This is a genomic window from Stenotrophomonas sp. STEN056 (assembly GCF_056759635.1).
Window position 1 is genome coordinate 17,902 of the sequence record NZ_JBRRDL010000030.1, and the last position, 14,635, is coordinate 32,536.

7 protein-coding genes are annotated in these 14,635 nt (G+C 55.6%); 1 reads left to right on the plus strand and 6 read right to left on the minus strand.

Annotation, left to right across the window (positions count from 1 at the left end; all coding sequences use genetic code 11):
• Positions 1-172 precede the first annotated feature (172 nt).
• The 6 genes from ACVOLO_RS14435 to ACVOLO_RS14460 all read right to left on the minus strand — a co-directional run bounded on the left by ACVOLO_RS14435 (position 173) and on the right by ACVOLO_RS14460 (position 12,105).
• Positions 173-5,011 carry an RHS repeat-associated core domain-containing protein gene (locus ACVOLO_RS14435; protein WP_481571007.1) on the minus strand — a complete coding sequence of 1,613 codons (4,839 nt, stop codon included), beginning with the start codon at positions 5,009-5,011 and terminating at the stop codon, positions 173-175.
• A gap of 780 nt (positions 5,012-5,791) precedes the next feature.
• On the minus strand, positions 5,792-7,075 hold the full coding sequence (locus ACVOLO_RS14440) for a hypothetical protein (protein ID WP_481571008.1): 1,284 nt from the start codon (positions 7,073-7,075) through the stop codon (positions 5,792-5,794).
• 143 nt (positions 7,076-7,218) lie between these two features.
• The gene (locus ACVOLO_RS14445) at positions 7,219-7,848 is read right to left on the minus strand and encodes a hypothetical protein (RefSeq protein ID WP_481571009.1); all 630 of its coding nucleotides are present in this window, start codon (positions 7,846-7,848) and stop codon (positions 7,219-7,221) included.
• A 191-nt stretch (positions 7,849-8,039) separates the two neighbouring features.
• A complete protein-coding gene (locus tag ACVOLO_RS14450) occupies positions 8,040-8,261 on the minus strand; it encodes a YetF domain-containing protein (protein ID WP_481571027.1) in 222 nt (73 codons plus the stop codon).
• A gap of 1,154 nt (positions 8,262-9,415) precedes the next feature.
• Complete coding sequence (locus ACVOLO_RS14455; protein WP_481571010.1) at positions 9,416-10,285, minus strand: TniB family NTP-binding protein; 870 nt, start codon at positions 10,283-10,285, stop codon at positions 9,416-9,418.
• Entirely contained in the window at positions 10,282-12,105 is a 1,824-nt protein-coding gene (locus tag ACVOLO_RS14460; protein ID WP_481571011.1) for a transposase, read from the minus strand. Before ACVOLO_RS14460 ends, ACVOLO_RS14455 begins: the two co-directional genes overlap by 4 nt.
• Before the next feature lie 936 nt (positions 12,106-13,041).
• On the opposite strand from ACVOLO_RS14460, the gene ACVOLO_RS14465 reads away from it, so the two are divergent.
• On the plus strand, positions 13,042-14,616 hold the full coding sequence (locus tag ACVOLO_RS14465; RefSeq protein WP_481571012.1) for an SDR family NAD(P)-dependent oxidoreductase: 1,575 nt from the start codon (positions 13,042-13,044) through the stop codon (positions 14,614-14,616).
• The last annotated feature ends 19 nt before the right edge of the window (positions 14,617-14,635 follow it).

Consider the following 14,635-nt stretch of genomic DNA (forward strand, 5'->3'; position numbering starts at 1 on the left):
TTAGGCGAACGCTTTAACCACCAATGGAAGACCCCGTTCCTGTCATGCTCAGATGCCATCTCGTTTCCGGGGACGTAAGTCTCAATCAGCTGATCGACCAAGCTATCCGGAAGGAGCGCGAACGTTCGCCACTCCTTTGGAAACATCATAATCCCAAGATATTCTTCTCTATTCAATTTGATTCCCATCCCTGCGGCACCCCAATACTCTCGATAAGCTCAGCACATTCAATCGGATCAGAGCGACAGGCATTTGTAAACGAATCCGCTCCAACCAAAGGCATCGACATAGCTCTTAGTATGTATTTTCCATATCTAAATACTGCCGCCTGACGCCCCCTGATAAGTGACTTCTGACTGTCGCCCAAAGATTCGCACATCCTCTTCTGCTCTCTAGTCATCTTTCGTGCATCAGCATCGGATAAAGGCCTGAAATTCTCAGTGTCCACCCTCGGGCCATCATTGCTTCCCAAATGCACATGAGGCGGTCCGTGTTCCGCACGAAACGTCGTTGCCTCTGGTCCAGGATTAGCGTGTATGGAGATTGGAACTCCCGGAATTTTCAAATCAATCAGCCCCAGTGGGTCGATGTAGCTAATTGGGCTTCCGCGCACATAGGCATATGTGGACACCCCCCCCTCCAAACCAATCGGATCGGATTGCACGTAACGCCCTGAGCTCGGGTCATAGTCACGGAAGTAGTTGTAGTTCAGCCCGCTGGCCAGGTCAAAGCGCTGCCCGGGAAAGCGCATGTCGAAGACAAAAGGCGTTCCGTCCAAATCGGGGTCTTCGTTAGGCACGTCACGACCAAAGACCTCGCCCTTGATATCCCAGACCCATACCGGGACGTTACGCATGGGGTTGAACACCAGTCTCGGCGTGCCCAAGTGATCCGGCTCGATGTAGTGCAGCACGCCGTCGGCCAACAATCCCACTGGCATGTCATCCATCCAGATGACCTCCTGGCTGGCCACGCCCAAGGCGGTGTATTCACCCAGCCAGTGCCCGGTTTCGTCATAGGTCGCATACACCGAATCCGTGGCATTCAGTCCGTGCCGTACACGCTGCCCCAATGCGTTGTAATCGTATCCCTGGGCGACGATTCCGCCTTGCGTGATCTGTGAGAGGCGATTGGCTTGGTTATAGACCAACCCTTTACCTGCACTACCTACCGCCGTTGTATTGCCAATCGCATCATAGGTCCGCGAAGTGCCTGCCACATTCGTAAGCCGGTGACTGGACACTGCGTAAGTGTAAGCATCCGTTCTACCGGCATTGCTGAAGCTCAAGCGATTGCCCGTGGCATCGTAGCTGTACTGCTCGATAGCCACATTGGCGACGGTATCGCGGAACTCCGTCAGACGGGCGAGCGCATCGTAGGTCAGCGCCGCCTGGTAGGTCTTCGACATGAGGGTGGCCACATTGCCCACGGCGTCGTAGCCCAAGCTAATCTTCAGATCGCCGGCACTATCTTCTACAGTGATCGGTCGGTAGTCCATGTCGAAGGCCCGCACCAAAGACCTGCCGTTACCGTAAATCCAGCCCGTACTGGCCCCAAACGGCAGGTACTCGGCCGCCGTCAGGAGGATCTGCCTTCCGCTACTTCCCGCCGTAACACCAATTTCATTTACGCGGCCCATTCCATCACGCACATAATCGACCACTGCCCCACTGGGGTAGATGATCGTCGCCAAGTTACCCGCCGCCGTGTAGCTATAGCGAACGGTGAATATCTTGCCGTTGGACATCTCGACCTTGCGCAATACGCTGCCAAACCTGTCGTAGCAGTATTCGGTGCGGCCATTGGCATGGATCATTGCACTCAATCGACCGATTGCGAAGTTTTCATTGGCTCCACAAACGCTCGGTGCAACGTCATAGGTATAGGTGACATCGCCGCCCAACGCAGGATAGGTCCTCGAGACGATGCGATTCAAAGCGTCGTAGGCCTGGGTCGCGACAATACCTCTGGCGTCCGTGGTGGTTGTGATATTGCCTGCCGCATCATGGGTGTGCTGCGCCGCACCCGTGTCAGGACTCAGTGACGCTGTCTGCTGGCCCAACCCATCATAGGAGTACGTCGTGTTGAGCCCTTTCGGATCTGTCACCTGCGTAATGTGGTCCAACGCGTTGTAGGTGAACTTGGTTTCCGCGGCGATCCCTCCGGCATCCTGCAGCGTTCGCTTCAGGCGATTGAGCGGGTCATACTCGGATTGGGTTACCTTTGCCAAGGCATTCGTAACCGAAGCGACGTTACCTTTTGCATCGTAGGTGAAGTCCGTGGGATTGGCCGCAGCATCGGCCTGTGTGGTCCTCTGCCCCAGTTGATTGTAAATACGGGACAAGGTGCGCACTAACGTATTATTGGAATCTTTGGTGTTCTCCGCGACACGGTTACCGGCGTTATCCAAAACATAGGTAATCCAATTGCCTTGATTGTCTTCAACTCCTGTTAGTCGTTGGGCCCCATCATAGGTATATTTGGTAAAGCTGCCATCCGGAAGCGATACTTGCTTGAGCAGGCCAGTGGGCCAGTAGTCGAAGCGAGTAACTCGATCATCCACCTCTGATGTATCGTTGGAGCCGCGAACCTTCGTCGCGGTTAACCAGCCGCGAGCGTTATACTCAGAATCAGTAGTGACAGCATTGAAATCTTTACTGGAAACGATGCGTCCAGCGCTGTCGTAGGCAATTACCTCATTCACATGACCTAGGGCATTGATAGTCTTCCACAGGTCGCCCTTGCGATAGCCGCAAGTCCCCACGGCGGCATCAAGGCAGCCAGCATCGTCAGCCATTCGGTAAGCGTAGCTAATGCTATCCAGTGCGTCCGTACGTGGCCCATCAACTGACTTCACCAGTCCCACGAAGGGACATGAACTGCTGCTGGCTGAAAGATCTGGCGCCTCACAATAGTTGATGGACGTAACACGGGAGGCGTTTGTATCCAGGTCAGTCAAAGTGATGGCCGTTGGCTGCAAACGTGCATTGCGGCTAACGTCCGTCAGTGAGCGATCTGTTTCGACAAAGAGGATTCGGTTAGAGTTAGAGCCGGTTCGCGTAATCGTGGTGCGCTGTTCTGGAAGACCAAATGCTTCCTGCACCGTGTGAACGCTCATGGCCACGCCCGCCTCAGTTATCTCCGCATAATCATGCTTGACGTATACCCCTAGAGGATCAGTGACCGTTTTGACACGACGGCGGAAATCGGACAGTTCGTCGTAGAACGTTGAACTAGATGTTCCTCGTGCGTCTGACACCGCTCCAATCTTTCGAGCGACACCGCTTGGGTCGGCTGCGGCCAAACCATAAGTCACTTGGTTACCAAGTGCGTCCGTGACAATTGCCCCACCCTGCGGCAAATAATTAATCGCCACGCCGTCTATGCCGACCCCTGATTGATTACAATCAGGAGAATGGCGGCTACATATGACACGTCCTTTAGCGTCGTAGCCGTACCAACTGAAACGCAGCCCGTCCTCTGCCGTAATCCCCGTGAGATGCCGCGGAAACCGAGAGTCTTCGTAGTGATAGCTGCGTGCGAGTGCCCCAGGGTACTCCACTTGGACAAGCTGGCCATTGTTCGAATAGGCATAGGTAGCAAGGACTATGCCGCCCGACGTGATTGAAGACACATTGGCCGCGTAATCTTGCGAAAGATAATTAAACTCCAAGGAACGACCACTGCTATGCCTGACTAGATGCAACCGCCCTTGCGGATTGTACTCATAGTAGAGGGTGTCACCTGTTTCGTTTGAGCGCTCCAGCAAGCGCCCTTGAGCATCGAAGATCACCACTTCATTGGGGGAATAAAGCCGCCAATTCAGGCCATCTGCAATTACTCGATTTCCACTTGAATCCGCTGCGTAAAATTCATCCCCAATCTTTCGGTACCTGACGTGATAGCCAGAGCCATTGATTAAACCAAGTTCGGTTGGGGCACCAGGGAACGCGTACGGAAAAAAAGTCAGCCGTCCACTATGTGAGTGGGACCAGCCATGGCCAAACCCTCCTGCCGAGTCGGCTCCGCTCGAATGATAGTGTCGATCAAGCGAAACCCAGCCCAAATCGAGATCAGTCTCAACCTCGTACTTCTCACCCGTCCTGACGTCACAAGGGTTCCCGACCAACCCACTGGCAACCCCAGTTCCATCGCACTCGGTTGTTTTCGAAGATATGTAGGCAACAATCCCCGCGTTTACACATGCCTGATATTTTGGAACCCAAGTTGTGAATCGCTCGTTGGGCGCGAGAATAGGGCACTCGGTTTTCATTGTCCGAGTAGCAGAGGTCGTCTCAGTCCTATTTATGCAGGGAGACTCTGGCGTGTTCTCTCCCTCCATATACGCTACTTCGAAATGGCCAGTTTCAGTCGTCGCCTCACTCCCTGGGGGGAAATTACTTTCCCAGTCGTCCATTGCCAAAGCGGTAGCTACCGCCGGACACGCGGGATACCGTGAGTTAAACTCAGACTCAATGGCATTGATCAGTTCGGCCTGAGTCTCAAGCCTTTGACTCGTCGGCTCGCTGTACCAGTATTTCCATTCCATATCTCCGGGAATATGTTTCCCTGCCCAATAGACGATGGTGCGCACCCCATTCTCACGAACTATCGTTTCCTTAATTTCCCTTACGGGGTTGTAGCCTGACGGGAAAAGATAGGCGTAAAAACCACCCAGCGTCATATCTTTTATGTGCGACTCGGCTTCCTGTTGAGTCAGGTAGACCCCGTGGACGTTCCCGTCCATGTCGGAAAGCGTCCATTGCGGCTCCACTTCCTGTGCCGAGACATCAAAAGCCGATGCAACGAAAGAGCCCGCGATAATAGCGAAAAAAAGCTTCGTAGAAAGGTTAACAAAACTTGGTAAAAATACTTCTGGAGCCGCCGCCTTATCAGCCATATAAAAATTCAGCTCACCCCGGGAAGCAATCCATTTCCAATCTCTCAAAAAACGGAACGCGCCATTAAAGCTCGAAGACGGAAGAGCACATCTACTATCCTTGTTTTTCATTTCAATTATTCCTTTAATTGATTTCGATCTGAAACTCCAAGAGGCTTCTTACTGAATCAATTACTTTTAACTCAACGCCTGTTAAAACCGGATGAAGTGCCGACCGTGGACGCCCTGAGGGCCACAGAACGCGTTCGCTTTTTATCCACACCACGTGTTGCAGGATGCAAGTTCGACAAAAGAGATTGAGAAGCCGTCCGTCAATGATCCCTCACAGCCTACACGTGCACTTCGATCACCAAAGTACACCCTTGCATTTTGACGGCGTCGGCAAGCGGATAGGACTCTGTCGCCATCCAGTTGGACATTTGGCACGGCAGCGAAGCCGCCGTGGTCGTGCAGAAAATTAACCCCAAACGAAGCCCGATTCCATTGCGTATGCTCGCGGATGCAAAGCAGCCCTTTCCTACCCCCGATAAACATCCCTAATCCCAAAGTTGGATAGCAGGTCCCTCGCCCTACCCGTTGAGCCAAGGCCTCGCTGAACCCATGCCGTCGTCACAGGTCTTTCGCCGCCACGCCAGACTCAGCCTCATGCAGGAAGTCAATGATCTGTTTTTCGGAAAAGTGCTGATTCATGTCCAATCTCCGTCTCGTTGGGAGGTGAACACCAAATCTCCGTGCTACGCAAAACCGGGGGGATCGGGCAGATAACAATTCGGCCCGAACCAGAGCGGGGTCTCAACGTGTGGAGGGGCGCGGCAATCGTGCCATCTCAGTGTGGTGGCGATAGATGTTTCGCTATCGCTTTGTTATCGACTTTGCTTCGATTAAGGCGGGCTAGAGAATGGCTGCACTACCGACATTTCCTTGGCCATCGAATGCGATCGCAATCCGGACATTGCCACTGGAATCAATAAGGCGGGACATGCTCTCATTCAGCGCGTGCCGCACCTTCAGGTAGCTGGCCTGCTGGTCATTCCCGAGCCGGTGATAGTCGGACGTCATTGACCTCAGCTTATCCTTGCGCAACTGGAGGGTTTCACCCGAGTTCCAGAATGCCTTGCCCATCAGCGCGGACTCCTGTGCAGAAACGGCGTTTCTGAACTGCTCCAAGAGGTCGTTCCAGCGGTCTTCGTCCACCGACATGCGTGAGTAATTGCGCTGCGTCGGATCGAGGTAGGCGGTCACGAAGTTCAGGGCTGAGGCAAGGTTGAGAAAGAGTTCGCGTCGTGCCAGCAGCGGCCTCACCCGCTCGATAAGGCCTTTGAGCTTGTTGAACGTGTCGCCCGTTCCAAAGGTGTCGGAGTTGGTCAGGGTCGAAATCTGCCTGATCAGCGAGGTCATGTCTTCCACCAGCTTGTTGCGCCACGCGTAGGAGTCCTTGATGACGCCTTCAATGGTGTTCATCTTGTGCTGGGGCAGCTCATCCGGGCAGCGGAGCTCTCGCATATGCGAGGCAATCTCTTTGATATAGTCAAATGCGCCCGTGATTCGAGCCTTGTCTTCGTTTTCCTGCCTTTCAATAACTTCGGCGATGGAGTCCTTGATGACGCCAAGACTCTTCTCGATATCTGCCAAGTGTGATTGAGCGACGGCGATGCTGACAAGCTGAAATGCTCCGCCGGCAAGCTGCTTGGCCTTCCCCCCCTGCATCAGCCTGGCCTTTCCGACCACCTTGCCGGACGTGTCGACCGCATCGGCGAGGATCTCTCCCGACTTGGTCCTCATCAATGAGTAAGTGCCTTCCGTGAGTCCCTTCTGGATCTCGGGCTTGAAGACCACCTCGACGGTCCTGCCGGGAACGCTGGCAGCTCCTTTGAACAGATCGGCTGCAAGATGCTTGACCCGTTCGATGCCACTGCCGGACGAACCGAGGGTGTGTGTTCGCGCGGGGATGCGCTCGATCTCCCTGCATTCGAGCAGGCTCATTCCGTTTTCGTCAAAAAGAGCGAAATCACAGCCAAGGTCGGTCTTCACCTCCACCATGTCGGCCGACGGTGAATCGACGCGACTGGACTGACTGGCCTCAACACGGACGCCGGCTGCCTTTCGGCGGATGATGATGAACGAGGCGCCTGCGATGAGTAGCGCCGAGATAGTGATAAGCAGAATGGTGTTCAAAGCTTCCTCAAAAATATGTTCGTATGCGTTGAGCGATAGGCAGCTCGGCGAGCCACCCATGAGCGATGCCTATTTGATGGCAGCCTCAAGCAGACAGACGTAGGTATCCAGCCGCGTGCGCATAGCTACCAGCACCCAGCCCATCAGATACATCCATTACCACTACAAAGATCAGCAGTCCTCCGACCGAGTTCAGATCGTAAGCGCCTGCCCAGTCTCCCCCATTCCCAGTTGCGGAACTTGAGGTACAAAGCAACCAGCACGGGGAACGGGCCCAGCTTCTGCAGCCCGCCGTAGAAAAGGCCCATGCGCTCGCTCATGTTTTGGCGGAGTCTGGTAACGAATCGCAGACGCTCTTCCAGTTCGGTTCTGGGGAAGTGCTTCAAGGACGCCACCAGCTCACGCCAGTAGTCAAGCACGCTGTCCACTTCTTCAGCGTGCGACAGGCGCGGCTTGGCGTACTGGCGCCACTCGCGCTTGGCAGTGAGCAGTACGCCCACCAAGAAGCCTCCGATCTCGATCAGCAGGCTGGCGCGCGCCAGCCCGGTTGCGATCTCGACTGAGAGGAGACGGGTGGGAACTGCGACAGAGAGTAGGCCGACCGCGGTTGCCAGTATGCCTAGACGAAACGCCCACTTTTCGGAGCAGGATTGCTTTGGATAGATGCTCTGCCCGGCTCCCTGCTGCACCTGCCGGTAAAGCCAGCTGTACGTCAAGATTGTGGGCTCGGCCGCGGTTGTATCGACGGGGGCAACTTCCACCTGCATATCCATTGCGGTGACCTGGGGTATGGAAGAGCAGACGCCCTGCCCAGGCGCGGCACATAGACCGCTAGCCAATCATAGCGCTGGGAGGGGGTGCTGGGATGTCGGGATTCCTCTGACTTCAGGTGCGGAAGGTTTGTGGGAGCTGGGGAGTGGTGCTTCGGCCGGCCGACGGCAGGCGCTAACGAGGGAGCGGTAGTTCAGCCACGCAGGCGTGGCTCTACGGAGGGGGCTTCTATTGCGCGCCGCTCTTTTTCCTTGGCCTCTATGCTGATATCTCCCAATGTCTCCAGGATTGCCAGCCTGATCTGATGATGACCATCGCATCCTACGCGGCGCATCGGCACATCCAGATCTTCCGGGGCGACGTTGCAGCGGCGTCGGTGATTCCAGAATACGTTGCCATCGCGGAGCAGGCTAATGGGTGTTCATTCCACCCAGGCATGGAGCCTGTGGCTGCGGGCGGTCACGTGCCCTACCCCCGATAACGCACCCTAATCCCCTCTCTCCCTATGTTCCTTTCCGGCCAAGAGCGGACATGCGCCCGAATGATGACAGCCTTCAAACCAAGGCGACTGAACATTCCGTCTACACAAAAATCTTCATACGCTCGACGCTGAAAATGATGACCCCGACGTGACATATGCCGCCACATTAACCGAGCGACATGAGCAGTTACCGTCATCAACGGCAACGCTTTTTTTATGAGCGACTCCGGCGTGGTTGACATCTTAGATCTCTACTCTGACGGCGCGCCAAAGCGCTCACGATTCCAGCTAACTGCGTCCCACATTCGTAATGTACTCGTGTACGCCAGCGCGTCTCCAACCATTGCCATGCTTCCAGAGGCCATCTGGGCAGCATTGCGGGCACTCCTTCTCTCATGGCGGTCCAAGCTCTCCATGCAGAAAATAGCGCTGACATTCGATCCGAAGGGCCAAGCGCGCCAACTCTGCTCGGGCCGTTAGGCGGATGAAGATTGCTGGGTAACGACCTAGACAACCAACCCTTCTCAGTCAACAGCCAGTTACAACTAACGCCAGCGATTAGCGCCGAGCTTGGGTTCCAGTTTCTTGAAGCCGCCAATAGGAGATCTCGCCTGAAGCGATGCTCAAGTACACAAAGATTTTGGTCATCCCGCCACTCGCGCAGCCAGCGATCCCATGCGGCCAGATCCGGATCATCCGAGATGTTCACGCATCTAGATGGTGACCTGTAGCCAAGAAGAACTCGGTGCTCATCACAGCTGATACTTCTGACATCCAGCCACTTGACTAGAACCGGATGGCGTACTCCTGACGAGCCTTCGACAGCACAATTTGGACAGTAGATTTCCCGCCAAACCGGTGCTACCCGAAGATCCACTGGAATTTCACTTATCTGACCGAGTCCAGGAGGTAATCCTGACCAGCATTTACTGTGTGCTGGGCGCTCTGGCTCAGTAGGATCAATCCCGCACCAGCTCCACCACTCTTCCTCCGCGAGCCCGAGACGAACGCGGGTGGCATCCAGCCACGAACGAATGCTTTCTCCCGGGAACACGTCGGCCCATGCGGGGAGGTCAGAAATTTCCATGTCAAGTTCCCTCCCCTACGTACCCGTGACTTAGAGCAAGCTCAAGTAACCGGATGTCGATGCGTAGCAGGCCTTGTGATTCAGCAATACGTTTCGCGTTACATATGACATCAAGAACCCTCGATGTAGTACAACAGCCGCGAGAAACCAGCCACCGAACAATCGCTTGATCGCTCAGCCCCGATGCCTGAGGCAACCCGAGCTCTAGTTCAATGCTTGCGAGAAAGGATCGAAATGACTGTGACTCTGCCCATATCGGGATTTCCACTCGAGTGAAGCGGGACTGGAGCTGTTCGTCAGCAGCTAGGACGTTCACCAGATTCATTGTAGAGGCAATGGAAATGGTGACACCGCGATTTGTGATTGCCTTGATGAAGGCTAAAGACTGTTGCTGTGTCGATCTGCCTGCATTGAGGAGATTCCCTGCTTCATCTATGAGAATCTGACGAACTCCAGACGATGCGATAAGCGTCAGTGCGACTTCACACAACGCAGACGGCCTGCGCACTGGATATCCTCCCGGCAAACAGGCATCTATAATCGAACGTGCCAACTTTCCATGATGCCCGTCATAAGGCGCCTCTACATAGATGACATCCCTCTGCCGTGGCCCAGACTGGTCTCGCTGCGGGGCCACCTGCTCAAGGTAGTGCATCTGCAAACGAGTTTTTCCTGCCCCAGGACCTGCTGCTAGATGGACACATTTTGGGCGATCACGACCTGCTTCATTCCGTCGGAGATGGCTCGCAAGCTTGAGATAGGTAACCGCTGCAGGATGGGGAATGAATCTGAAGGAATGACGCGGATCGTTGGTCAACCCACAATCAGTCATGCCTTGAGGGGCGCTTACCTCATTGGGAATCGCCCTCATTCGATCACCCCAGCATCCCAGTCAAAGGTCTCTACCGCGCACGTGTAGTCCACATTCGGCGAAGCTGGAGGAGGTGAAGCCACCGGGGCGCGTGCGATCTTCTTTCGCGCGGCCTTTGATTTCGACTCCGCCTCAGCTTGTATGCTTCTCTGCCGTTGGATTGAATCAAACATCTCGCTATTTGCAGCGGAAGCCACCCCCCTTGCCCTTAGGTCCGCTCTAGCTTCGCGTAGCTCCCAGAACGAGAATGCGCCCTGGGACCGATCTAGCAGCGGAACATCGACATATCCATCTCCCAAGCGCAGATACACCTTGCTCAGGTCACGCTGGCTGTAGTGAACTTCATGGGACTTCCCATCATTGATCAGCGGGGTCAGGCATGGGTCCCAGTAGTGAAGCCCGTTTAAGGTGATGCCGCTGCGGCTAACGCGCCTTGATGCCGATGGATAGAAGCCGATGACAAACGCCCGCGCGTCCCCAATCATAGGTGGAATGGTCGGACTACCATCAGCAGTCCTCCACGCAGCTTCCCAAGCTGCTGCAGGGGTGATTCCACCCAGCCCGCGGTGCGGTCTATTGTGGTACTGACCCGCAATCTCCTCAGCAAGCCATCGTTCCAGATCGTGAAATGACATCGTCGCGTGCTTCTCGGATTGATAGCTCCCTCTCGCCTTTACATTGGAAAATGTCGTTCCCGGTAGAAGGTGTACTGCCCCCATCATCGTGCCGATAACCCGCTCGATGTACGCTCCATAGTGCGGGCTACGCACTGGCCTCTCTTGAATGCGGATACCGTATCGCTCGCATTGGACCTTTACGTCCTTCGCCTGGAAGGTCTTAGCGTTATCCCAATGAATGCACTCCATCTTGCCGAACATTGGATATGAAACGCCTACACCGAGCCGCTTCAGCCAAGGTTGTTTTGGGAAAGATGCATGCTCAAGTGCGTGAGCTACCGAGGTTTGATTTGGTGTATCAAAGCTGAGGTAATAACCTAGGATGCACCGAGTATGCACATCGATCGCAACCGTGATCCATGGCCTCCCTATTGGCTTCCTGGTAACCCCAGAAACGACAATCAGATCGACTAATGCATGATCGATCTGAACAGCCTCAAGCGGCCTTGACACCGCAAGTCCCTTGATTGACGGCGCTTGCGCGGCATGTGCATCATGGCTTCCGAGTCGCTTCTTCGCCACCACCATAGGATCCTTCACTGCGATCCGAGCGCGCACTGCTTTCCTACCTGGTGCCAATACCCCCGCCTCCTTTGCCAAGGTAGCTAAGCGTCTAACCACAGCGACGAGTGGACGACGCTCCCGCGAAAGGTGTACTTCTTCGATAGCGGCATCGATCAGACTCTCGACCAAGGGGGGCAGGCGACGGCTTCCTGGCAGTGGTCCAGGTGTTGACGCCAACTGAGATGCAGGGATCGGGTTTTCGCGATAGGCCTTCAGACGTCTCCTGACGGTCTTTGGGCTGACTCCCATTTCGCCGGCAACTCTTATGCAATCAGCTTCCTTTACGGCACCCGGAAATGCAGCCGTAAGTTCTGCGAGCACTGCTCCCCATTTGACTGATAGCAGTTCCTTCTCCGGATCAGCATCACTTGGCGCCCTGATGGTCTTCTGCGGGGCATCGATGACAAAGGGCTCGATCGCGCTGACATCGGCCCAGATGTACTCATCATTTCCCTCAACCTTTAGGTGGATCCGACCACCTGAGTGCACGCCTTGTACTCGAACCGCTCGTCCTTGGTGCATTGCGAGAAGTCCCTTCTTGACACGCAGATCTGGGACAACTCTGGTCACTCTCTTCATTGCCACCATCACTCAGCCCTCAGGCCGAAGGCAGCAGCCACCCAGCCCTCTTGACGACGGGGGATCAAAGTGGGAGGCTGAACGTAATCGGACTCCAAACCGACGTTACTGAAATGGCTCGGGCGCTCACCCGGGCCATTTCTCGTTTCAGCCTAGACGGCTGTTGACTCAGGCCATGCTATGGATTCCGTCGCCGTGGAGTCCTGTGTGATAGCACAGCTCTGGGGCTTAGACAACGCAACCATTTGAAAAATATGGTTTTTAAGCTATGTTTTTCCGAAAAAGTGATCACTTTTTCCTCAGCTCAACTAGCCTGACGACGCGTGTATCAAAGTGCGTTTGTTTGTTCCGAGTTCGTGTCTCTAGCACCAGCTTTGCGCCAAGATCATGTCCCTCTACCGTAGATCTGTTGGACAATGCGAAGCTGGTTCAGCGAAAGGCTGGCGAGTCATTGTTTTTTTGAACAATTCCCTATGGACATCAATTAGGAACGCTGACAGCAGACTGCTTGGCTTGGCCAAGCAGTCTGCAATGACCGATTTGCATGAGCTTGATCCGGTCGCAAAACAGGACTTCGCAGCACGATTCATCTGCCTGGCGAAGAGCGCCCATCGAAGACCGTCCATCAATGTGTCCAAGCGCTGGCTCGGAAGTCGCGGAGAGGCTGCCGAAACCTACTTGCCGGGTGGTTGCAGTCCGCGTGTGCTCCGGCGCTCTCAATGCACAAGCATGGAATTTAAGTGACGAGTCACTTAAATGAGCAGCTGCATTGAAGGCCCTGGGAGTCCCCGACGCTTACGCTGCTGCATTGGCGCCAACAATGCTCGATCAGGGACAATTGCCGCCGGCCGGATTACCCCTGGCTTGCAGCAGCATTGACTCGCATACCGTGCTGTTGTCCATCCGTGGCTTGCTGCCACTCATTCCGGACCTGTCTTGAACACCATCGCTGCCTCCCACGCTAGCCCCCTTCCCTTCGTTGAGCGTCTGCGTGAGGCGCTGGATTTGCTGGAAACCATCGAAACCGACCGCAGCCAGCTCGACGCGCTGCCGGAATCCGATCGCGTTCGATTGCATCAACTTGTGGCGAAGATCTACCACCCGGAGCCGAAGGCTCGGCGCCGCAAACTCAAGCAGCAGGCCCGTGAGCGTCACCAGGAAAAGGTACGCAAGGCCGAGGCCTTGCTTGAACAAACCGGCATCCGCGCTCTGCGGCGCAAGCCGGTGTTCAGTACGCCGAATTATTTCCCGCCGCATGCAGCGGGAATGCACGACGCATACAACGGCGAAGGTCCGGCACCTGCAGAAGAACCCGTGCATTCGTCGGAGCTTCGCCACTGCTATGTGTGCAAGCAGAAGTTCACTCAGCTGCATCATTTCTATGACCAGATGTGCCCGGCCTGTGCAGATCTGAACTACTTCAAGCGCACCGAAACCGCAGATCTTCGCGGGCGTGTGGCGCTGCTGACCGGCGGCCGGGTCAAGATTGGTTACCAGGCTGGCCTGAAGTTGCTGCGCGCCGGTGCCGAGTTGATCGTGACGACGCGCTTTCCGCGCGATTCGGCGGCGCGTTACGCCGAAGAGCCGGATTTCCACGTGTGGGGGCACCGCCTGCAGGTGTACGGGCTGGATCTGCGCCACACACCCAGCGTGGAAGCTTTCTGCAGCGAGTTGTTGGCCACGCGCACGCGCCTGGATTTCATCATCAACAATGCTTGCCAGACCGTCCGCCGTCCGCCGCAGTTCTACGCGCACATGATGGCCGGTGAAACCGCCGCGGTGCAGACGCTGCCTGAAACGATCCGCGGATTGATTGGCAATTACGAAGGCTTGCGCAGTGCGGACCTGCTGCCGGTTGCGGCTGCTTCCGCGTTGCCGTCGCCGCACGGTGGCAGCACTGATGGCTTGACCCGCGCAGCGGAACTCTCGCAGGTACCGTTGTTGGCCGATGAGCTGCTGGGCCAGCATCATCTGTTCCCGGAGGGACGGCTGGACCAGGACCTGCAACAGGTGGACTTGCGCGACACCAATTCCTGGCGCTTGCGCATGGCCGAGGTGCCGTCCGTGGAGCTGCTGGAAACGCAGCTGGTCAATGCGATTGCACCGTTCATCATCAATGCGCGCCTGAAGCCGTTGATGCTGGCCACGCCCGAGCGTGACAAGCACATCGTCAATGTCTCGGCGATGGAGGGACAGTTCTATCGCAACTTCAAGACCACGCGGCATCCGCACACCAACATGGCCAAGGCCGCGTTGAACATGATGACGCGCACCTCGGCGGCGGATTATCAGAACGACGGCATCCATATGAACAGCGTGGATACCGGCTGGGTCACCGATGAAGATCCGGCGGATCTGGCCGCGCGCAAGGTGCAGGAAGAACGCTTCCATCCGCCGCTGGACATCGTCGATGGTGCCGCGCGCATCGTCGATCCGATCATCCATGGCTTCAACAGTGGTGAGCATGTCTGGGGGCAATTCCTGAAGGATTACGCGCCTACTGATTGGTAAAACGATGCAGGTCTGCATT

Bases quoted from the DNA above. Each gene is read 5' to 3' on its own strand.
- ACVOLO_RS14435 (WP_481571007.1), bottom strand. From the start codon at position 5,011: ATGAAAAACAAGGATAGTAGATGTGCTCTTCCGTCTTCGAGCTTTAAT.
- ACVOLO_RS14445 (WP_481571009.1), bottom strand. From the start codon at position 7,848: ATGGATATGCAGGTGGAAGTTGCCCCCGTCGATACAACCGCGGCCGAG.
- ACVOLO_RS14455 (WP_481571010.1), bottom strand. From the start codon at position 10,285: ATGAGGGCGATTCCCAATGAGGTAAGCGCCCCTCAAGGCATGACTGAT.
- ACVOLO_RS14460 (WP_481571011.1), bottom strand. From the start codon at position 12,105: ATGAAGAGAGTGACCAGAGTTGTCCCAGATCTGCGTGTCAAGAAGGGA.